Here is a 20476-nt window from a genome sequence, read left to right as displayed (position 1 = left end):
GAGGGGACCGGGGCAGTGCGACCCGCCCGGTCGGGCATCGCATCGCTCGAACCTGCCAGTCGTCCCGGCTGAGGGGAGCCATGTCACGAGCGCCTCGCGGTCGACGAGTGCGGCCTGGACGCGATCGGGCGGCCCAGGTGATCACCCTCATCGTGGGCACGGCTACAACTCGGTGGCTGCGGTCGTGCCTCCCCGTGCCGCTTCTCCAGCCGTTTGTGCCTGTTCGAGCTTGTCGATCAGGCGGGCGAACTCCTGGGGATGACTGACGTGGGCGGCATGGCGTGCGTCCTGGATCTCCACGAACTGCCCGTGCGGCAGCAGGTCGGCGAGTCGTAGAGCGACCTCACGGTGATGGGGGACAGACAGGGAGCCGGCGGCGACAACGGTGGGCGTGTGGACGTCCAGCGGGTCGAAGAACGGCACATTGAAGGTCGGATCGGCCATCTCGGCCAACAGCGAGGCTCCGTCGGCAGCGAGATCTGCCGGCTGTGCACGAGCGAGCACCAAGCGACCTGTCCGGCCGAGGATTTCGGTGAGCATCGCGCGAGCCGCCTGCTCGGGTCCTCCGTCGGCCGCGCTGCGGCTGACCGTTTCCTCCCAAGGGTCGGACGCAGGCCACCACGGCAGCCACCGCACCGGAGGTTCGAACGCGACGACGCCCGCGGTCGACTCCGGCCTGCGGGCGGCGGCGGCCAACGCCACCAGCGCGCCATAGCTGTGGCCCACCACCACGGGTGGCGCGTCCAGCTCAGCCAGGACTGCACAGAGATCGTCGACATGCGTCGCCATGGACACGTTCGGACCGCCCATCGATCGTGAACGGCCCCACCCGCGCCGGTCGTAGCCGACAACCGGCCGCCCCGGGAGGTAGTCCACCACCCGCCGGAAGCCGATGCTGCGGTCCATGGAACCGTGCACGAACACCACCGGAGCAGCCGCCGCAGGGACTGCGCCGCTCACCTTGCTGACGGCAGGCCTGACCCGCAGCTCACTCGGTTCTGCGCCCGAAATCCTGCTCATCGCGCTTCCTTCCGCCGGCCCACCAACCGCACCACACCGGCCAGCGTGGGGTCTGCGAGCAGTTCCTCCACTCGGATCTCCATGTCGTACCGCCCTTCGGCGGACACCATGAACTCGGCCATGGCCAGCGAGTCTCCACCTGCCGAGAAGAAGTCGGTGTCCAACTTGACGGCCGCCTGCGGCAAGCCCAGGCAGGACGAGAAGAGACGGGCAAGCTCCCAGGTGATGTATGAGGGCTCGTCGGTGCCTTGGGCGCGGTCTTCGGTGGGCTGAGAGACTCGGCAAGGGGACGCCGCGGCCGGCCCGCCCCCGCCCGGTTCGATCCCCTGGGCGTGAGCCCGCTCCGGCGCATCATGCCCCGCCTTGCCATTGCGGGTGAGGGGCAGCTGTTCGGCGAGGGTGAACGTTGCGGGGATCATCCCGGTGTGCAGGTGCGCCGCGAGGTACGTACGTACCTCGGCCTCGCGCCACGGACCAGGCGCTGAGGGCACGACGATGGCGGTCAGCCGACCGTCGCGTTCCGTGACGAGGCATGTGCCCACCCCTGGCGCCCTTTCCAGGATGCGCTCCACTTCGTCCAACTCCACCCGCTGCCCTCGGATCTTGACCTGCCGGTCGCGACGGCCCACGTACTCCAGGACCCCGTCCGCGCGCCACACGCACACATCACCGGTCCGGTACAGCAGTCGTCCCGGCTCGTCGGCGAACATGTCCGGCACGAAGGAGTCGGCCATGCGCTCCGGGCGGCCGAGGTACCTACCGACGCCCGCCCCTCCGATGTAGAGCTCGCCAGGGCAGCCGACGGGCAGCAGCCGCCGGTCGTCGTCGAGCACATAGACGCGTTTTCCAGGAACCGGCCGCCCGATCGGCGGGTCGTCGTCGTCCGAGCACTCGTGCCACGTGGACCAGATCGCGGCCTCCGCGGGCCCGTAGAGGTTGAGCAACCGGCGTCCCCGCACCCGCCACCGGCGCACCAGATCGCCGCGCAACCGCTCGCCGGCGAACGCAGCGATCCGCAGGTCGGGTAGCTCCAGATCGGGAATCACAGCCCACACCGATGGGGTCATGGTTGCGATAGTCACCCGCCGTTCGCGCAACAGGCGCGCCAGGGACGGGCCCGGCATGAGCTCCGCTGTGCTCGCCAGAACGAGGGTCGCTCCGCACAGCAGCGGCAGCACGATCTCAAATATGCAGCCGTCGAAGTTCAGGGACAGAAACTGCAACACCCGGTCCTGGGGATGCACCTGGAACACACGTCGCTGGGCAATGTGCAGGTTCGCCAGCGACTCATGGCTGTTGATGATGGCTTTCGGCTGCCCCGTGGTGCCGCTGGTGAACACGACGTACGCGGTGTTGCCCGGCATGACACCTGTGATCGGCGGTTCGGCTGCCGGAGTGGCCCTGTCCAACAGGGTGACAGCCGCGGAGACATCGAGTCCTTCGATCCGGTCGACGGTCATGTCATCGGTGAGGACCACGCGCACGTGCGCCTGCTCAAGCATCGTCTTCAGGCGTTCGGTGGGGCACGCGGCGTCCGCCAACAGGAAGGCGCCGCCCGCCTTGGCAACCGCCAGTAGCGCCACGACGAGGTCCACGGATCGTCGCATGGTGATGGCGACGACAGACTCGGGTTCGATGCCGAGCGCGCGCAGGCGGTGTGCATTGCCGTTCGCGAGCGCGTCGATCCTGGCGTACGAGTAGGGCACGCCTTGGTCTTCGACCGCAATGGCGTCCGGTGTCAGACGGGCTCGTTCCTCGAACAGCAGATGCCAGCAGACCAAGGCGGAGGTGCCGACCAGGGCGCTGGTTTCGTTCCATTCCGTGACCAGCTGGTGCCGTTCGAGTTCGGTGAGCGTCTTCGGCTCCTGGGGGACATCCTGCGCCCTGTCCGGTGGGTCGACGCTGGGAGCGTTCTCCCTGGGGCCGCGCTGAACAGTCATCCCGGCGTGGGCCCGGGACCGCGTGTTGCCATGCGGCCCCCACTGAACGGCGTCTGACGGCCCGTCGAGCGGAGTGAACTCCTGGTAGTGCTCGATGAAGCCCTGAATCGCCCATCCGGCCAGTCGTTCCGCGAAGGGCGCGCCGAGGCAGTAGTGCGCTCCCGCTCCGAAGCCCAGGTGACGCCCCTCACTGCGGCCTATGTCGAAGACGAGCGGCTCCGTGAACTTCCGCGGGTCGAGGTTGGCAGCGCCAAGAAGCACGATGACACTCGCTCCGGCCTTGAGCCGCGCTCCTCCGACCTCGACATCGCGCACCACATGGCGTCCCACGTACTGACTCGATCCGTCGATACGCATCAGCTCGTCCACCGCGGAGTCGATGAGGGACGGCTCGGCGCGCAGTCGCTTGAGCTGCTCAGGTTGCTCGGCGAGCAGCAGTAGGCCGGTGGATACCAGGTGAGTGAGGGTCTGGTAGCCGCCGGCGAGCATCACCATGGTGTTGGCCGCGACCAACTGCAGTAGTTCCTCGGGCGGTTCTCCAGAGGAAACCGAGCGAGGGCTGAAGTCGCCCTGCAGGCCGGTCGCGAGGGCGGAGATGAGGTCGTCACCAGGCGTGGCCAGACGCTCGGCCGTCAGCCGGCGGAGTCCGGCGAGTGCCTCGTCGATAACCGAAACGATCTCGATGTCCGTCCGGCTGGGAAAAGTGGACACACTGCTCAGCAGCCGCTCGTAGGCATCCGCCCACCGGGTCAGTTCCTCGCCCCGGCCGTCCATGCCCAGCAGATACGTCATCAGGCGCGTCGGCAACTGCTCGGCGAAGTCCGCCACAACGTCGACGGTCCCGTGGTCGGGCAGCGAGCGCAGCAACTCGGCGACCATGTCCCGCATTGCCGGATCGTGCCGCCGCACGCTCGCCCGGGTGAACTGCCCGCGCAGCGCGTACCGAATTCTGGTGTGCTCGGGCGGATCGCTGAACAGGATCTGCGCCGAAAGCATTTCTGCGGTCGGTAGGAAATGTTCCATGCCACGCTGCTGCAGATCTCCGGGGGCATGATGACGGGCAGAGGAGAAGACCCGGCCGTTGGAAAGAATCTCGGCCGCTTCGGAATAGCCGGAGCACACCCAGACGCCTCCTACTTCGTCGTAGAAGATCGACGGAAGCTCCGCAATCGCGTTCCAGTACAGTTGCGGATCGGCAATGACGTCAGCACGCTGAAGGTTGTGGACTCCGTGTCGTACACGGTCATAGCCAGAAACGGGTGCGGGACTCCTGGGAACCACTGTTTTTCCCAGTTCATCTTCACCGGGGGTCATCTTGTCACGTCCCTTGCTGGTGTCTCGTGATCTGGCATGTGACGGCGGATGTGGCCCTGCGCACCGGCTTCGTGTTGTGGGCCGCTGAGGGCCGTCGCCGTGGACCGCACCAAGACCCGGTACAGCGAGTACAGGTCGTAGTGCCCGGGTCCGCAGGGCGGCGGTGCTCGACCAGGACGACGCTTGTGCTGTCGGTGCCGCTCATCGCGGTGTGTCCGCCTCCAGGGCCTCGGCGAGGCCCGCGACGGTGGGGTTTCTGAAGACCAGGACCGGCGAGACCCGGCGCCCGAGTCGCTCGCTGAGCCGGCCCGCGACCGTGGTGATGGTCAACGAGGTGCCGCCGATATCGAAGAAGTCGTCCTGCGGCCCGAAGTCGTCCTCGACGCCCAGGCACTCCCGCCACACATCGGCGACGAGGAGCTGCTGCTTGGTGACGGCCCGGCGCGTGGCGGGGCCCGGGGCGGGCACCGGACGTGGGTCGGGCAGGGCGTCCCGGTCGACCTTGCCGTTCGGGGTGAGGGGGATCTCGCCGATCACGGTGTAGCTCTGCGGCAGCATGTACGGCGGCAGTTGCTCCGCCAGATGGGCGCGCAGTTCCGCCGGGTCAGGGGCGGGCCGGTCGGGGTGCTCGGGGATCAGGTAGGCCGCCAGCTGGTCCACACCGGCGGGGGTGCGGCGCACGGCCACCACACAGTCGGCGAAGGCCGGGTGGCTCTGGAGCGCGGACTCGATCTCGCCGAGCTCGATGCGGAAGCCGCGCACCTTGACCTGGTGGTCGTTGCGGCCGAGGAAGACCAGATTGCCGTCGGGCAGCAGCCGGACCACGTCGCCCGTGGCGTACATACGGGCGCCGGGGTCCGCGGCGTACGGGTCGGGCAGATACGCCCCGGCCGTGCGGGCCGGCCTGCCGAGGTAGCCGCGGCCGACCGCGCTGCCGCCGACGTACAGTTCGCCGCGACAGCCCGGGGCGGCCGGGCGCAGCCGTGGGTCCAGCACGTAGAGGTGCGCGTTGTCGGTCGCCCGGCCGAACGGGACGCTGGGGCGATGGCTGTGCCGGTCGAGCAGCTCGTCGGTGATCGGGCAGAACGCCGAGGTGACGGTCGCTTCGGTGGGCCCGTACTCGTTGAAGACCCGGCATTCCGGCGCGGTGGCGGACAGGATGCGGCGGGCCACATCGTGCGGTACGGCCTCGGCGCCGGTGAACACCAGGCGTGCGGAGCCGAGTCGGGGAGCGGGATCCGTACCGGATTCCAGCAGGATCCGCATCTGCGAGGGCGTCGCGTTGAGCGTGGTGATGCCGCGCTCGGCGACCTCTCGCAGGAACTCCTCGGGGTCGTAGGCGGCGGTGGGGCTCGCCAGGTGCAGTTCGGCGCCGGACACCAGGCACTGGAAGATCTCCCAGACCGAGTTGTCGAACGCCACCGAGTGGTTGAGCAGGGCCCGGTCCCGCCAGGTGAGTCGGCACAGCCGCTGGTTCCACTCCAGGAACCCGGTGATGTTGGCGTGGGTGATCGCGACGCCCTTGGGGTTGCCGGTCGAGCCGGACGTGTAGATCACGTAGGCGAGGTGGTGGGGCTGTGCCTCCTCGGCATGCCCGGGGTCCGTCCCGGGTTCCTGGTCCACCGCCACAAGACGCACGCCGTCGCCGAACAGGGCCGACGTGGGGTGCCCCGGGTCCGCGACGATCAGGCGTACGCCCGAGTCGGCCAGCAGGTACCGCAGCCGGTCAGCCGGGTAGCCGGGGTCGAGCGGGACGTAGGCACCGCCGGCCTTCAGCACGCCCAGCAGGGCGACCACCAGCTCCACCGAGCGTTCCAGGCAGACGGCGACCAGGCTTTCGGGGCGCACGCCCTGGGCCCGCAGCTCCCTGGCCAGGGCCGAGGCCCGCGCGTCGGTCTCGGCGAACGTCAGCGACCGGCCGTCGCCCACGACGCAGATCGCGTCCGGGGTGGCCTGCACCTGGCGGTCCCACAGGCGGACCAGGGTGGTCGGCTCGGGCAGCGGCTCGGCCCGGTTGCCGATGGAGAGGGCACGAAGCTCATCGGCCGAGACGATCTCCAGCTCGGACAGTCGGGCCGTGGCGCCGGACACCATCTGCTCGATCACCCGCAGGAAGTGCCGGCCGAGGCCCCGCACGAAGTCGGCTTCGAACAGGTCAGTGGCGTACTCGATGGAGATGCTGAGGTCACCGGCCCCGGCGGCGTGGTCCGTCACGTCGAGGGCGAGGTCGAAGCGGGCAGTGCCGAGCCGTCCTTCCAGCTCCTTGCGGTCGTACAGCTCGGTGACGTGACCGGCCCTCGGCTCCTCGTGCAGGGCGAACAGCACCTGGAAGAGCGGGTTGCGGCTCAGATCGCGCTCCGGGCTCAGCTCCGCCACCAGCTTCTCGAAGGGCAGCTCCTGGTGCGCGTACGCCTGCCGCGCGACCTCGCGGACCCGGCCCAGCAGCTCGCGCCACGTGGGGTCGCCCGACAGGTCGGTGCGCAGGACGATGGTGTTCACGAAGTAGCCCACCACATCGTCCAGTTCCGGGCGCGGGCGACCGCCTGCCAGGGTGCCGACGGCGACATCGCTCTCGTCGGCGTACCGGCCGAGCAGCACCTTCAACGGGGCCAGCAGGCCCATGAACAGGGTGACACCCTCGGCCCGGCACAGCTTGCGCAGCCGGTGCGTCAAGTCGGCAGGGATGCGCAGCAGCTCGCGGCGACCGCGGTGGCTGGCGACGGCAGGCCGGGGGCGGCTGATCGGCAGCTCCAGGACGGGCACGCCGGACAGCCGGGTGCGCCAGTGGTCGAGCAGCCGCTCCAGCTCGGCGCCGGTGAGTCGCTCGCGCTGCCAGGCCGCGTAGTCGGCGTACGTCACTGGCAGTGGTGCCGGGGCGGGGCGACGGCCGGCGGCAAGCTCCGTGTAGAGCTGGCCCAGTTCCCGCACCATCAGGTCCACCGATGCGCCGTCACAAGCGATGTGATGAACCGTCAGCAATGTGATGTCACGCCTCGGGGTGCGCAGTACGTCCGCGCGTAGCAGCGGGGGGCGGCCGAGGGCGAAGGGGGCGCGGATCCGCTCGGTCACGAGCGCGTCCAGGTCCTCCTCGGTGACCTCGGTGCAGCGCAGCGGCACCGGTCCCGGCTCGCGTAGTTCGGGACGGACCCGGCCGTCGACGGCGACGAGCGCCGTGCGCAGCACCGGGTGCCGGTGCACCAGCGCGGACAGGCAGTCCTGCAGCAGCGTCAGGCCGACGCGCCCGCCGGGCAGGGCGAGGGCGACCGGCAGGTGGTAGGCGGGACTTGCGTCGTTCAGCTGCTCGAAGAAGTGGATCCGTTCCTGTCCGAAGGAGAGTTCGGCGGTGGCGGCCGCGGGAATTGGCTCGTCGTCCGCGGGCGGTACGCCGTCCAGGGCGGCGGCGAGCGCGGTGGGTGTCGGATGCGTGAAGACCGACTGGGCGTCGACCGGCAGGCCGAGTTCCGCACGCAGCCGGGCCACCGCCCGTACCGCGGTGAGCGACTGGCCGCCCAGGCCGAAGAAGTCGTCGTACGGGGACACGTCGTCGAGCCCGAGCACCTCGGCCCACACGCGGCGCACCGCCGCGGTGTGCGGCGGCAGCGGGGCGGCGTCGGGGATCGGTCCGCGCGCGCGGACCGGGCTGTGCGGGATCCGCTGCACCGCGCCGCGGTCGGCCTTGCCCGCGGGGGTGCGGGGCAGCGCGTCGAGCACTGCGTAGCCTTGGGCCACCATGTGGGCGGGCAGCCGCTGTGTGAGGTGGTCACGGATCTGGCGGGGGAGGTCCTCGGATACGTTCCGCTCCTCGGATACGTTCCACGCGTCATGCGCGGGCACGAGGTACGCCACCAACTGGTCACCGCCGGCTGCCTCGCGGTCGACGACCACCACGGCGTCCGTGACGAGGGGATGGCTGCGCACGCAGGCCTCGATCTCGCCGAGCTCGATGCGGAAGCCGCGCACCTTGACCTGGTGGTCGTTGCGTCCCAGCACCTCCAGCATGCCGTCGGCGGACCAGCGGGCCAGGTCCCCGGTCCGGTACAGGCGCCCGGAGGGGTCCCCGAACGGGTCGGGCACAAACCGGTCGGCGGTCAGCGCGGGGCGATTGAGGTAGCCGCGTGCCACGCCCGCGCCGCCGATCCACAGCTCTCCGGTGACTCCTGGGCCGGCCTCCCGCCCGTCCTCGTCGACGACGTGCAGCCGGGTGTTCGCCAGCGCCGTGCCGACCGTGACCCGGTCGGCCACGGAGTCGATACGCGCGACGGTGGCCCACACCGTCGCCTCGGTCGGCCCGTACAGGTTCCACAGGCTGCCGCCGGTGGCGAGCAGATCGCGGGCCAGCTGCGGATCGAGCGGCTCACCGCCCGACAGCAGCACCCGGCCGTGCCCGTCCGTCCAGCCGGACGCCAGCAGCATCCGCCAGGTGGTGGGGGTCGCCTGGACGACGCTCACACCCGCCTCGGCGATGGTGGCGGCCAGCAGCTCGGGGTCGGTGTTGGCGGCGCGTGGGGCCATCACCACCGTCGCTCCCCGGGTCAGCGGCAGGAACAGCTCCAGGATCGAGATGTCGAACGACAGCGGGGTCAGCGCGAGGACCCTGTCGTCCGCCCCCAGGCCGGGGCGTTCGGCCACACTCCGCAGGAACGAGGCGAGCGCCGCGTGGTCGACGGCGACACCCTTGGGCAGGCCGGTCGAACCGGAGGTGTAGATGACGTAAGCCAGGTGGTGCGGGTGTGCCACCGGAGCCACCGGGGCCACCGGTGCGGCAGGTTCCGCGCGAATGTCCTCATGTTCCGCGGGAATGTCCTCGACCAGCAGGACGTCGGCCACGCCGGACGCCAGGGCCTGCGCGCGGTGGTCCGTGTCGCACAGCCACAGCCCGGCCCCCGAGTCGGTGGTCATGTGCCGCAGCCGGTCGGCCGGGTAGCTCGGGTCGAGGGGCAGGTACGCGGCGCCCGACTTCAGGATGCCGAGCAGGGCGACGACCATCTCGATCGAGCGGCCGAGACAGACGCCGACCAGGTCCTCCGGTCCGATGCCGCGTTCTTGCAGCTCGGCGGCGAGTGCCGTGGCCCGCCGGTCCACGTCGGCGTAGGTGGCGCGGTGCGCTCCCGCGACGACGGCGACCGCGTCAGGTGTCGCGGCTGCCTGCTGCTCCCACAGTGCGACGAGGGTGGTCGGCGCCATGAACGATCCTTTCTCAGCCCCGTGCGGGGAAGGTGCGCGTAATCGTCTCTGCCAGCTGTCGTTCCGCGCCGCGCACATACAGGTGAGGGGCGCCCGGGAACAGGCGCAGTTCGAAGTCGGCCGAGGTGTGCTTGCGCCAGCCGGCGAGCTCCGTCCCGTCGACGCTGTGGTCCTCCGAGCCGGCCAGAACGGTCAGGGGACAGGGCAGGGGTGCCTCGGCCCGGTGCGTGTACGTCTCGCACAGCGTCAGGTCCGCGCGCAGCAGCGGCAGCAGCAGCTCCTGCAACTCGGGATCCACGCCGTCGAATTCGGCTGTGGCGAGCAGCTTGTCGTCCGGCAGGGTGTACCGCGGGTCCCGGTCCGGCAGGCCGGGGGCGCGCATGCCCGACAGGAACAGGCGGTCGGGTAGGGGCGTGCCGAGTGCACGCAGCCGCCTGGCCGTCTCGAAGGCGATCAGGGAACCCATGCTGTGCCCGAAGAAGGCGTATGGCAGGTCCGTGTGGTCCGCGATGAGCGGCGCGAGCGCGCCCACGGCCTCGTCCACGGACGTCAGGGCCGGTTCGGCGAACCGGTTTTCCCGGCCGGGCAACTGGACCGTACAGACTTCGACGGTGTCCGGCAGGTACGCCGCCAGCCGGTAGGCGGAGGCGCCGGCTCCGGCGTGCGGGAAGACGAACAGGCGCCGTTGCGCGGTGGGTTCGCGGCTGCCGAGCCCGCGTATCCAGGCCGCCGCGAGGTCGGCGGCGGTCATCGTGACGCTCGCGCGGAGCGCGGGGTCAGGTCGGTCCACACCTGCTCGATGTGGTCCAGGCACTCCTGGCGGGTGCCCTGTGTGCCGGTGGCAGTCCAGCCGGCGGGCAGGGCACGGTCGGCGAACCAGACCGAGTACTGCTCCTCGTGGTTCACCACCACGGTGTACCGGTCTCCGGCGTCGGCGTCGGCTGGGCGCGGGGCGGCTGAGTGGCTCATGCGTCAGACCTCCACCCCGGTGAAGAAGTCGCTCTCGTGGTGGCCTCGGCCCGCGGCGACGACCCGGTCGTGCACCCACTTGCCGACGGCGAGGTCGAGTACGCCGAGTCCGAACGGCGAGAAGATCGCCGGCCGTCCGTGGTCCCGGCTCTGCCGCCCTCGGAGCAGGTCGCCGAGGGTGCCGTCGACGAAGTCCCGGTTGCCGGTGCGCTGTTCGGTCAGGTGCAGCGAGGTGCGCTCGCGTACGGCGTGGTCGATGTCGTCGGTGAAGTTCTGGGCGGCGAGGATCATCTCGGGGGCGAGGTCGCGCAGGGACAGGTGCAGGACCACAGGGTTGTGGGCCAGCAGCCGGGGGTCGTGCAGGTGCGGTTCGCCGGCCACGGTGGTCAGCAACACCAGGTCGCAGTCGGTGAACGCGTCCTCCACCGTGTCGGCGACCACGAGTTCGGCCTCGGTGTGCTCGGCCATGACGGCGCCGAAGCGGCCCGCCGCCGCCGGGTCGAGGTCGAAGAGCCGGAAGCTGTCGATCTCCCAGTCGAGATCACGCAGGAACCGCCATACGTGCTGGGCGATCAGACCCGTGCCCACGATGCCGACTCGGCGGGCACGGCGCGCGCCGAGCAGCACCTGCGCGCCGAGCACCGCGGAGGCCGCGGTCCGCGTCGCCGAGACGATGGAGGACTCCATGCACGCGAACGGGTAGCCGGTGACGCAGTCGTTGAGGATCAGCGTGGCCGAGGCGCGGGGGATTCCGTGCTGCGTGTTGTCCGGAAAGCTGGCGATCCACTTGTTGCCGGCGACCTCGAAATCGCCTCCCAGATAGGCGGGCAGGGAGATGATGCGCGACCGGTTCTGGTGCGGGAAGCGCAGGAACGAGCTGTGCGGGTTCGAGCTCTGTCCGGCGTCGTGCGCGAGGTAGGCGGCACGGACGACCTCGAGGAGCTCCGGACGGTGGCGGTCCGTCTCGGCGGCGATGTCGCCCGCGCCGATCACGGTCATGGGCGGTGGGGCCAGGGGGGACACAGAGTGGTTCTCCTTCAGTTGACGGCCAGGGCTTCGACGCCGACGGGCTGTACCGCTTCCGCGCGCAGCTGCTGGACCCACATGGGGTCGTAGACGGTCTGGGCGTAGGCATGGCCGCGGTCGGCGGCGATGAAGGCGACCCGGGGACGGGTTGCGCCGGGACGGGTCGCGCCGGGACGGTGACGAGCGAAGTAGTCCTGGACGGCGGCATAGGCGCTGCCCGTCGAACCGCCCGCATACAAGCCGTACTTGGCGACCAGGGCGCCGCAGGCCTCGACGGCGCGCGCCTCGGGGACGATCTCGACGTGGTCGATCAGCGCCTGACCGCACAGCGGCGGCACGATGCTGGAGCCGATGCCGGGGATCCGCCGTTTCTTGGGCGGGCCGCCGAAGATCACCGAGCCCTCGGTGTCGACAGCGACGACCACGCAGCCCGGGTACGTCTCCTTGATCCGGTGGGAGAGCCCGGCGATCGTGCCGCCCGTACCCACGCCGACGAAGAGGTAGTCGAGCGGGCCGGCCTGCGCGATCAACTCGCCCGCGGTGAAGCGGTAATGCGCTTCACGGGCATCAGGATTGGCGTACTGGTTGGGCCAGTAGGCGGAGTCGAGGTCGACCAGGAGTTCCTGCACCCGGGACAGTCGAGACGTCAGGTAGCTGTCCGCCGCATCACGGATGGCAACCTTCTCCACTCGTTCGCACAGCAGCCGGAGTTGGGTCTCGGTGGCCTTGTTGCAGTTCGGATCGATGACCGGGACGAACGAGATGCCGAGCATGCGGCAGTAGAAGGCCAGGGCCAGCGCGAAATTGCCGGACGACGACTCTACCACCGTGGTGTCGCGCGCTATCTCCCCGCGACCGATTGCCTGTTCCAGAATCCACAGCGCCGAACGGTCTTTGGTGCTTCCGGCGGGATTGCAGAATTCCAACTTGGCGACGAGGTCGCACTGCTCGTCCGTCAGGGGAATCAGCGGAGTTTCCGTGAGGCCCCTGCGTAGTTGCTTTGTCCGTTCGATCAGAAATTGATCAGCGCGCCTGTGGAGCATGGGCCGAGTGTTGCAGGGTGTCGGTCGAGGCGGCTCAACTGCGACTCAAGTGCGGTGCAGCAGCAGCCTGTCGGGGGTGAGAGAGGGCTGCTGCGTTCGCGTGAACGCGGCTGGGATCGCTCAAGAATCCTGCTGGTCACCCACGGCATGCTTGTCTTCGCATCGTTTGGTGTGCTACCGCTATTTGCAGATGGAGATGGCCACACACCCCGGGGTTTTAAGACCATTGGTCATTCTGGCTATGGCCTCAGTCGTCTACAGCTATGTGCAAACCACCAAGCTCTGTGAAACGAAGGCCGCACCAGCGCGGCAGCCGGAACCGCGACCTTCGACCCGAACCGGTCTAAGCGATGTTGCATCCGATTGGACGAGGAGGTTGCTCGCCGACGCCAGGGCCGGCCGTGGACAGCAGCCCGGCCGTGGACAGCACCCCCGGGCTGGCGCGAGGGCGCTGGGGGCTGGGGTGGTAGGTCGGCAAGAGCTCCTTCAAGAGGGCAACCGTGTCTGCGCAGGGCCGGGTAAGATCCGCGGGTCGTCTTGCAGGGGGAGGGGCCATGGCCGAGGGCCGCGAAGTCACCAACAACAGCATGAACAGCGCTGCCGATGTGGTGGAGGAGGCGGTAGTGCAGTTGGCGTACCGGCCGTCGCCCGCCGATACATTGGTCGGTCTGCGGGTCCGGCAGCGGATCAAGCGGTGGGGGCTGGTGCTGCGAAGCGTGTTCCTGACCCTGTGGGTCGCGCAGTGGCTGTTGGGCACCATGAGCCGGGGCCGTGTCGACGTGTTCTCAACCGTTCTGTTCTTGTTCGTTGTCCTGATTGTGGGGGGCTATCCGCGGCTGCAGGCCGCCCAGGTGCAGAGGCTCGTCGGATGGCAGGGCGAGTACCGCACCGTGGTGTCCCCGGCTGGTATCACCACCAGCAGTGACCACAGCACGCTCATCCAGAAGTGGTCGGTCCTGCAGGGCTACCGGGAGACACGCGGCCACTTCGTCTTGCTCAGCCGGGACCCCAACATCATGTGCCTTGAGGTCCTGCCCAAGCAGGGGCTGAGCACGGCTGACGACGTGGACCGGCTGCGTGCCCTCCTGTACCGGCACTCCACCCGCGTCTGACACCCGGGCCGTCCCGCCCCAGGACGACGACGGCCTGCCCGCCGTCAGGTGGTGGCAGCCCGCCCGAGGTCAGGCTGGCCAGCCGTTACTATCCTCTGCCGACCTGCGGAAACTGCGGCCGGGTGGCTTTTCGGAGGTGTGAGATGGCCAGGCCTGTGGCCCCGCCGGGGTGGTTGGCCCGGGTGCTGTGCGGAACACTGGCAGTGTGGGCGGTAGCCAACGTCTTGACAGGGCTGGCGGCGTGGAACAGGTATCAGTTGCTGCTGGCACTGCCGTCGGAGCATGTCCCCAGAGGCAGTGAGGCGCTGGTGACGGCGGACATGTGGCTCGGCAACCTCATGGAATGGCGGGAGGCCGCGTTCGTCATACCCATGCTGCTGCTCATCGCGTGGCTGGACGACATGCGCGGTCGCGCGGACGGGGCCTGGCCCCAGGGGCAGCGGCGGAGCCGAGCGTGGTTGATCTTCGCGTGGGTGCTGCCCGTGGGGAATCTGTTCACATGCCGACCTGAGAGCCCTGGGCGCGGCATGGAACACCTCGGGCATGATGCCGGCCGGTACGACGCGCATGGCGACGTAGGCGAGGACGAGCGTCACGATCGACGCGAGTGTGGTCCTGACGATCCCCGCGAAATCCTCACCCCTGACCTTGTCCATGGCGCGCCATGCGACCAGGGGCAGAACGACGACAGCGAGGAGGATCATGGCGATCATCGTGGCGGGCTTCCTTCAGCGATGGAGGGAGTGCTCATGTCTCGGTCCCGGCCTTCAGTCCGCTAGGTGGTGCGTTGGCTGCGCTGTGATCGGTCCTCCGGTTTATGGGGTATCGATGAGAACGTTCGTGCAGGTCGTCAGTGTGTGTTGCGCATGCATGTTCACTTGGTTTTCGAGACGAAGTATCGGCACTCCGTCTTCACCGACCGGCATCTGATGCGGAGGCTTCGAAGATTCATTGCCGGAGGGACACCGCCCGCATGATCTCCTCGCAGGACTTCGAGGCCGAGCTGGTGGAGTTCAACGGCGAGGCCAACCACGTCCACCTGCTGGTGAACTTCCCGTCGAAGGCCGCCGTGTCCAGGCTGGTGAACTCCCTCAAGGGCGTGTCATCCCGCAGGCTCCGCCAGGAGTTCCCCGACCTCGTCCACTACTGGCGGGCACAGCGACCACGACCGTGTGCATTTCGTCGATGAACAGGATGATGTCGCCGCTCGCCGCCTGGACGTCCTCGATGACCTTCTTCATCCGCTCCGCGAACTGCCCCCGGTACTGCGCGCCCGCGACCATGCCCGACAGATCGAGGGCGACCACCCTCTTGTCTTTCAGCGTGTCGGGCACCTCCCCTGCGACGATGCGCTGGGCCAGGCCCTCGACGATCGCGGTCTTGCCCACGCCGGGCTCGCCGATTAGCACGGGGTTGTTCTTGGAGCGCCGGGAGAGGGTCTCGACGGTCTGTTCGATCTCCTCGGCCCTGCCGACCACGGGGTCGAGCCTTCCCGCCTTCGCCTCGTCCGTGAGGTCCCGGCCGAACTCGTCCAGCGTCGTCGCCGGCTCCTGCTTGCTGTCCGCGGGCTGCCCCTCGGTACGGGCCGCCTGCTCCGCGACGCCCGTCAGCCGTCCGACGTTCTGGCCCTCGGCCTGGAGCAGCCGGGCGGCACCGGAGTCCGCGTCCGCGACCAGCGCGCCGAGGATGTGTTCAGGGCCGATGTAGGACACCTCGGCCGCCTGAGACCGGGTGTAGGCGGCGGCGAGAGTGCGTTTGGCCGCAGGGGTCAGGCCGGGCTCCGAGGACGGTTCGTCCGACTCGTGAGGGAGCACCTTGGCGATCTCGGCCCCAGCACATAGGGATTCACCTCGGCGCGGGCGAGCAGGGAGCGTGCCGGTTCGACCTGCGTGGCGGCCCAAAACAGATGCTCGGCATCGAGGTCGGCCGTACCGTCCTCCACGGCACGCCGTGCGGCGAGGTTGAGGAGTTCCTGCGAGGACTCGGTCAACAGCCGTCCGATCGGTACCCGTTGGACCGCCGGTGGCGATGATGCCGGTGACATGCCGAAAAAGCGGTTCAACATATCGCTGAACGGGTCCGGCGAGCCGAAACCGAATGACGACATCGACATGGCAGCTCCTGGGACATCGACGGGTCCCTTCCACCAAAACGCGGCAGTCCGCGCCCTGTAAACAGAGCGGAAGAAAGACCGGGGCGGGCAGGTGAGCCCGTGGCAGCCCGTGTTCTCGGGCGCTACGCGCTGTGATGCGGGGAGGCGCGCGGTCTCCTCCGTCCCTTTTACGGCGGACCGGTCGCCGCGTCCTTCCCGCCGGGAGCGGGCGGCAGGTCGTCGAGGAAGGTGACGGTCGGCACGTGGAAGAGACAGCCGGTGACGGCGGTCGAGTAGTCGAGGATCCGGTCGTGGGTGGCCGGGCCGTTGCCGAGGAACATGTGCCTGAGCATCTGCTCGGTCACATCGGGGGTCCGGGCGTAGCCGATGAAGTATGTGCCGAACTCCTGCTGCCCGACTGTGCCGAACGGCATGTTCTCGCGGACGATCTTGCGCTCGTCGCCGTTGTCGTCGGTGACGGTGTTGAGGGCGACATGGGAGTCGGCGGGCTTGGTGTCGTCGGGCAGCTCGACGTTGGCCAGCTTGGTGCGGCCGATGACCCGGTCCTGTTCCTCGGTGGGCAGGGCGTGCCAGGCCGTGAGGTCGTGCAGGTACTTCTGCACGATCACATAGCTGCCGCCCCTGAAGCCGGGTCCTCGTCGCCGATGAACACCGCGTCGGCCGCGGACGCGCCCTCCGGGTTCTCGCTGCCGTCCACATAGCCGAGCAGGTCCCGCTCGTCGAAGTACTTGAAGGCGTACACCTCGTCCACGACCGTGCCGGCGCCGAGCAGCCGCTCCGCGATCAGCCGCGCCAGCTCGAAGCAGAGGTCCATGTGGCGTGCCCGCACATGGAACAGCAGGTCGCCAGGCGTGGACGGAGGGTGGTGGTGTGCCCCGGCCAGTTCCACGAAGGGGTGCAGGTCGCGCGGTCGGGGGCCGTCGAAGAGCCGGCCCCAGGCCGCCGAGCCGATACCGACGACACAGGTGAGCTCGTCGGCGGGCGCTCGGAAGGCCACCGAGCGGTGCAGACCCGAGACGTCCTTCAGCAGGTCCCTGACCGTGTCCTCGGCGGCCGCATCGATTGTGGCCACGAGGAACACCGCGGCTGGGGCCGGCGGCACGACCACGGGCTGCGACTCAAGCACGATCCGGCCTCCTCAGCGGGCGCGGCTGGTCCGTCCCGAAGGGCGTGATGCCCCTCCATGGTGGAGGGTCGCCGGGGAAATCGCACGAGCACGCTCCCCAGGCCTGCCGTTCAACCGTGTGGGCTGAGGCGGTCGGAAGTCGTCGTCGACCAAGCCCAGGGCAACCTCCGCCGGGCGCGTGGGTTGCGCAGCTGCTTCTCACTGTCTGGGGCGAGATCCCAAGGTCCCGATCGTCGGATCGCCAAGAGTGCCGACGTGTGCCGCTCGACTGGTGGCAGCGGCAATGTCTGGGTTCAGTCGTGGCTGTGGGTGTCCGGTGCGCTCGCGGCCAAGACCTCGGTCATGCTGGCGTCCGTTGCGTTTCTCGCGCTGGGGCATGCGTGGTGTGCTGGGCCGGGGCTGGGAGGCGGTGACTGGCGCGAGGACCGCTGCCGGTTCGCGGTTTCGACAGCGCGGATTGTCGGCATGGGGTGATGGCACCCCGCTCTGGTGGTGGCTGCGGGTTTGACTTGTCGTCGGTTGCCTGGGGTGTCATGGTCCTGGTCTCTGGCAGTTCCCCTTGCGTGGCTGCAGCGACTGCGACTGGACCGCGAGCGGTCCGACCTTCGTGCGGCGGCTTCGGCAAGTCTGTCCGTGGTGGCTGTGTGTGCCCGCTACGGTTCCTGCTGTGAGGCGCTGATCAGGGCAGATCCCGATACCCGAGGATGGCGTCTTAGTCGTCGTGCGGTGCGTTGTCAATGCCCGACACGCGCGCAGAAGTGTGACGAGGTGTCAGTCCTTCCCCCGTATGGCTCAGTGTAGTGGCCAAGTCGCTTCTGCTGTCACTTTTTGATGGATCGTCACATGTGTTGTTCCGGGTTCTTGAACGCCCGATCGGCCCCTTTGTGGTGTCTCCCGCAGATTTCTGAAGTGGCGACAGTTTTCGGCGTGAGTAGGTTCTTTCTTAGGCGGCCGGGTCGGCTGGCATCCCATGAGAGATGGAGAAAGCAACATGCCTGCGAGAGGGAGAACCGGAATGCGCACGCGTACCGTGGTCGGGATCGCATTGTCGGTGGGCATCACTGTCGTCGCTGCGACCACCGTGAACTATGCGTCGGCTTCGAATTCTGTACCGGAGTCCGCTGCGTCGGTGCAGGAGGCCGCTGCCTCCTTGCCTCAGGGAGGGGACGTGGGCGGGGACGGGCAGACGGGCGGGAACGGGCAGACGGGCGGCAACGGGCAGACGGGCGGCAACGGGCAGTCAAAGTACGGTGACTGGAGGGACGATGACGATCGCGAACGGGTCTATGTCAACGAGCGAACGTATTCCGTCGAAGGGGGTGAGTGCATCCCTGTAATCAGTAGTCCGGCGACCAGCTTCAACGTCCGGAACGAAACTGACAAGAGGATCGAATTCTTCACCGGAATTACGTGCGACAACGGTTCTGCAATTGCAACTATCGGGCGCGGAGACTCCAGCAGCGCAATCCCCGGAACGGTGGTTCTCGACGGCCGTGTGGTCCCGTTCGCGCTCGTCGGCAGCTTCCGGGCGGTCGATAGGAAGCACCACTGACCCCAGGGCTTCGGCGTAGTACGCCGCCTGAGTGGTTTTCCCGGTGTGCCGGTGGTGGCACAGATGAGGACAGGCACGAGCTTCCAAGATCATGTGGGTGTCGAGTCCAGTGATCTCTACGGAAGTCCGTGCCTGCCGTCGTATCGTCTCCGACACGGCAGCTGTAGTTCTTGATCACGGCTGGTCGTGGCAGCGGTGTCGTTGCTGGTGGCAGGCGGTTGCGACGGCTTGGTGACGGCGCCTCCAGGCGATCCAGCGCAGGACATGATCACGGTCGCGGGCGGCTGGGGGCAGCACGATGGCCCGCAGGAGACGGATGAGCTCGGGACAGGTCAGCGGGACGAGTCCGGGTTGCCGCTCGGAGCCCTCATGGATGGCTGCGGCCGTGAGAGCGAGGACGACGGCGGCGAACAGGGAGAACAGTGACCAGCGCATCCAGGAGTTCCAGCAGGTCACCTGACCCTGGTCGAGCCCGGTGAAGCCCTTTGTGAGCTGGAACGTTTCCTCGATCCGCCACCTGCGCGAGATCACTTCCATCAGTGTGGCGAGGGCGACGTCGCCGGGTGCCCAGCAGCGGAAGTAGGACACCTCGCCGGTGTAGCGGTGCCGCCGCGCGACCAGCACGCTCGTCCCCGCCCCGGCCGCGTTCTCGTTCTCGTTCTCGTTCTCGTCGGGAGTGTCGTCGGGGCGGACGTCGAGCCAGGCCCAGTCGTACTCGCGGGTGCCCTTGGTGCCGTGTCCGGTCTGCCGGCGCATCCACTGCTCGGGACGCACCTTGTTGATCAGTTTGCGGGCCTCCCACCGGCGGCCGCCCCCGTCGGTGACCTGGTACGTAGCGGCGATGCCGACCGTGTAGCCCAGACCCAGTGAGCGTATGCCCCGGCGCAGTTCACGCCCGCAGTACACCTCGTCGCCCGCGAACCAGCGTGCCTCGATCCCCGTGGCGAGTGCGCCGGTGACCATGGACAGCGCCTGCTGCGGCTTCGTCGCGAACCCGACCTCCTCCGGCACCCCGGCGACCTCGCGGCGTTCCTCGTCCGCGGCCCAGTCCGCCGGGAGATACAGGGCCCGGTCGATGATCACCTTCGTGGTCGCGGAGACCGCCGCCAGATGCACCGCCACCTGACACAGACCGACACCGCCGATCGCACCCGAGTACTGCCGTCCGGCTCCCACACACTCCGTCGAGGACTTCGCATCGCCCGTCTCGTCCACCACCAACACCACGTCCTGCCCGGCGAGTTCACCGGCCACCAGGCGGACGATCTCCTTCCCCGCCCGATCGTGATCGAACCGGGCACGGGACAACAGGTGCTGCAGCCGGTGAGGGCCCGGATGTCCCAACGCCTGCCCGAGCGTCCAGCAGTTCCGCGTGTCCACCTCCAGCAACGGTCCGGCGACCAACTCGGCGGCTGTCGCCCGCGTTTCACGCCGTGTGAAACAGCCCGCGACGGTTGCCATGACCCTCCCGAATGTCTCGCCCCACGTCTGCTCCGCTATCGTGGCCTCCGCGGCCACCGTGTCTTGATACGTCGTCACAAACGTTCATGATCGCGGTGGCCGTCCTCATGCCCGCACGCACCCCCGACAAGACACTGACCAGCCCAGACGCTGGAACTACAGCTGCCGTGTCAGCTACCGGGGACCCTGGCGTCTCCCCGGACCGGACTTACACCGGCTGGCTATCCTGAGCTTGGCGTCCGGTTACATCACCCACACCCCTTCTGAGCTGCGATGACGCCCGGGCTGCTGGACGTACGCTTGGCGTTTAACCTCGCTGGACTTGGTGTTCCTTGATCGATTCGGCGCGTTTGATGGTCTTGCCGACGTCGTGGTGGCCCGGCCCGTTGCTTGTACTTCGAGACCAGGACATGCCAGGCGGTGTCGAAGCCCCGTGGAGCCGACCGTGAGACCCGTCGCCAACGCCCCGGCCAAAGTACTGGCCGGGACGGGCGGGCAGGTGGCGCGAGCCTGCCGCACCAGCGGCAAAGGGAAACGGGAGACCGTCGTCAGGACACCGAAGCGCAACCCACGCAGGGGTGACACCGACAGGGATCCTTCAGACGGAAACGTCTGG

Annotated in this window: 11 protein-coding genes and 3 pseudogenes; 4 read left to right on the top strand and 10 right to left on the bottom strand. The window is 68.7% G+C overall.

Annotated features, from left to right (window positions below):
- Positions 1-162: 162 nt before the first annotated feature.
- The 7 genes from OG331_RS05020 to sbnA all read right to left on the bottom strand — a co-directional run bounded on the left by OG331_RS05020 (position 163) and on the right by sbnA (position 12496).
- A complete protein-coding gene (locus tag OG331_RS05020; protein ID WP_406191915.1) occupies positions 163-1020 on the bottom strand; it encodes an alpha/beta fold hydrolase in 858 nt (285 codons plus the stop codon).
- Positions 1017-4274 (bottom strand): amino acid adenylation domain-containing protein, encoded by a 3258-nt coding sequence (locus OG331_RS05015; RefSeq protein ID WP_406191913.1) that lies wholly within the window; start codon positions 4272-4274, stop codon positions 1017-1019. The genes OG331_RS05020 and OG331_RS05015 overlap by 4 nt, the downstream gene beginning before the upstream one ends.
- Before the next feature lie 201 nt (positions 4275-4475).
- Entirely contained in the window at positions 4476-9458 is a 4983-nt protein-coding gene (locus tag OG331_RS05010; protein WP_406191911.1) for an amino acid adenylation domain-containing protein, read from the bottom strand.
- A gap of 13 nt (positions 9459-9471) precedes the next feature.
- Complete coding sequence (locus OG331_RS05005) at positions 9472-10248, bottom strand: thioesterase II family protein (protein WP_406191909.1); 777 nt, start codon at positions 10246-10248, stop codon at positions 9472-9474.
- Positions 10206-10427, bottom strand: coding sequence for an MbtH family protein (locus tag OG331_RS05000; RefSeq protein ID WP_406191907.1), 222 nt, complete (start codon positions 10425-10427; stop codon positions 10206-10208). The genes OG331_RS05005 and OG331_RS05000 overlap by 43 nt, the downstream gene beginning before the upstream one ends.
- Before the next feature lie 3 nt (positions 10428-10430).
- Positions 10431-11426 (bottom strand): 2,3-diaminopropionate biosynthesis protein SbnB, encoded by a 996-nt coding sequence (gene sbnB, locus OG331_RS04995; RefSeq protein WP_406209710.1) that lies wholly within the window; start codon positions 11424-11426, stop codon positions 10431-10433.
- A gap of 38 nt (positions 11427-11464) precedes the next feature.
- Entirely contained in the window at positions 11465-12496 is a 1032-nt protein-coding gene (gene sbnA / locus OG331_RS04990) for a 2,3-diaminopropionate biosynthesis protein SbnA (RefSeq protein WP_406191905.1), read from the bottom strand.
- Between the two features lie 554 nt (positions 12497-13050).
- Between sbnA and OG331_RS04985 the strand changes: the two genes are divergently transcribed.
- The 3 genes and pseudogenes from OG331_RS04985 to OG331_RS04975 form a co-directional block, all read left to right on the top strand.
- Positions 13051-13608 carry a YcxB family protein gene (locus OG331_RS04985; RefSeq protein WP_406191903.1) on the top strand — a complete coding sequence of 186 codons (558 nt, stop codon included), beginning with the start codon at positions 13051-13053 and terminating at the stop codon, positions 13606-13608.
- A gap of 257 nt (positions 13609-13865) precedes the next feature.
- Positions 13866-14387 (top strand): DUF4328 domain-containing protein, encoded by a 522-nt coding sequence (locus OG331_RS04980; protein WP_406191901.1) that lies wholly within the window; start codon positions 13866-13868, stop codon positions 14385-14387.
- Positions 14388-14608: 221 nt separating this feature from the next.
- A pseudogene (locus tag OG331_RS04975) lies at positions 14609-14737 on the top strand (transposase); the annotation flags it as partial.
- Between the two features lie 10 nt (positions 14738-14747).
- On the opposite strand, the pseudogene OG331_RS04970 reads toward OG331_RS04975, so the two are convergent.
- Together OG331_RS04970 and OG331_RS04965 are read right to left on the bottom strand one after the other, a co-directional pair.
- Positions 14748-15721, bottom strand: a pseudogene (locus OG331_RS04970) (Clp protease N-terminal domain-containing protein); the annotation flags it as partial.
- A gap of 167 nt (positions 15722-15888) precedes the next feature.
- A pseudogene (locus OG331_RS04965) lies at positions 15889-16847 on the bottom strand (Dyp-type peroxidase).
- A 1015-nt stretch (positions 16848-17862) separates the two neighbouring features.
- On the opposite strand from OG331_RS04965, the gene OG331_RS04960 reads away from it, so the two are divergent.
- The gene (locus tag OG331_RS04960) at positions 17863-18399 is read left to right on the top strand and encodes a hypothetical protein (protein WP_406191899.1); all 537 of its coding nucleotides are present in this window, start codon (positions 17863-17865) and stop codon (positions 18397-18399) included.
- A gap of 174 nt (positions 18400-18573) precedes the next feature.
- Here OG331_RS04960 and OG331_RS04955 read toward each other — a convergent pair whose 3' ends face one another.
- A complete protein-coding gene (locus OG331_RS04955) occupies positions 18574-19860 on the bottom strand; it encodes an IS701 family transposase (protein WP_406191897.1) in 1287 nt (428 codons plus the stop codon).
- Between the last annotated feature and the right edge of the window lie 616 nt (positions 19861-20476).

The sequence above is a fragment of the Streptomyces sp. NBC_01017 genome, from assembly GCF_045162795.1.
In the GTDB taxonomy this organism is placed as follows: domain Bacteria; phylum Actinomycetota; class Actinomycetes; order Streptomycetales; family Streptomycetaceae; genus Streptomyces; species Streptomyces machairae.
Note: the sequence above shows the minus strand (reverse complement) of the source record. Positions and strands in the feature narration are given on the sequence as shown.

Coding starts and splice junctions, on each gene's coding strand:
- OG331_RS04960 (WP_406191899.1), top strand. CDS start 17,863: ATGCGCACGCGTACCGTGGTCGGGATCGCATTGTCGGTGGGCATCACT.
- OG331_RS05015 (WP_406191913.1), bottom strand. CDS start 4,274: ATGACCCCCGGTGAAGATGAACTGGGAAAAACAGTGGTTCCCAGGAGT.
- OG331_RS05020 (WP_406191915.1), bottom strand. CDS start 1,020: ATGAGCAGGATTTCGGGCGCAGAACCGAGTGAGCTGCGGGTCAGGCCT.
- sbnB (WP_406209710.1), bottom strand. CDS start 11,426: ATGACCGTGATCGGCGCGGGCGACATCGCCGCCGAGACGGACCGCCAC.
- sbnA (WP_406191905.1), bottom strand. CDS start 12,496: ATGCTCCACAGGCGCGCTGATCAATTTCTGATCGAACGGACAAAGCAA.
- OG331_RS04955 (WP_406191897.1), bottom strand. CDS start 19,860: ATGGCAACCGTCGCGGGCTGTTTCACACGGCGTGAAACGCGGGCGACA.
- OG331_RS05000 (WP_406191907.1), bottom strand. CDS start 10,427: ATGAGCCACTCAGCCGCCCCGCGCCCAGCCGACGCCGACGCCGGAGAC.
- OG331_RS04985 (WP_406191903.1), top strand. CDS start 13,051: ATGGCCGAGGGCCGCGAAGTCACCAACAACAGCATGAACAGCGCTGCC.
- OG331_RS05010 (WP_406191911.1), bottom strand. CDS start 9,458: ATGGCGCCGACCACCCTCGTCGCACTGTGGGAGCAGCAGGCAGCCGCG.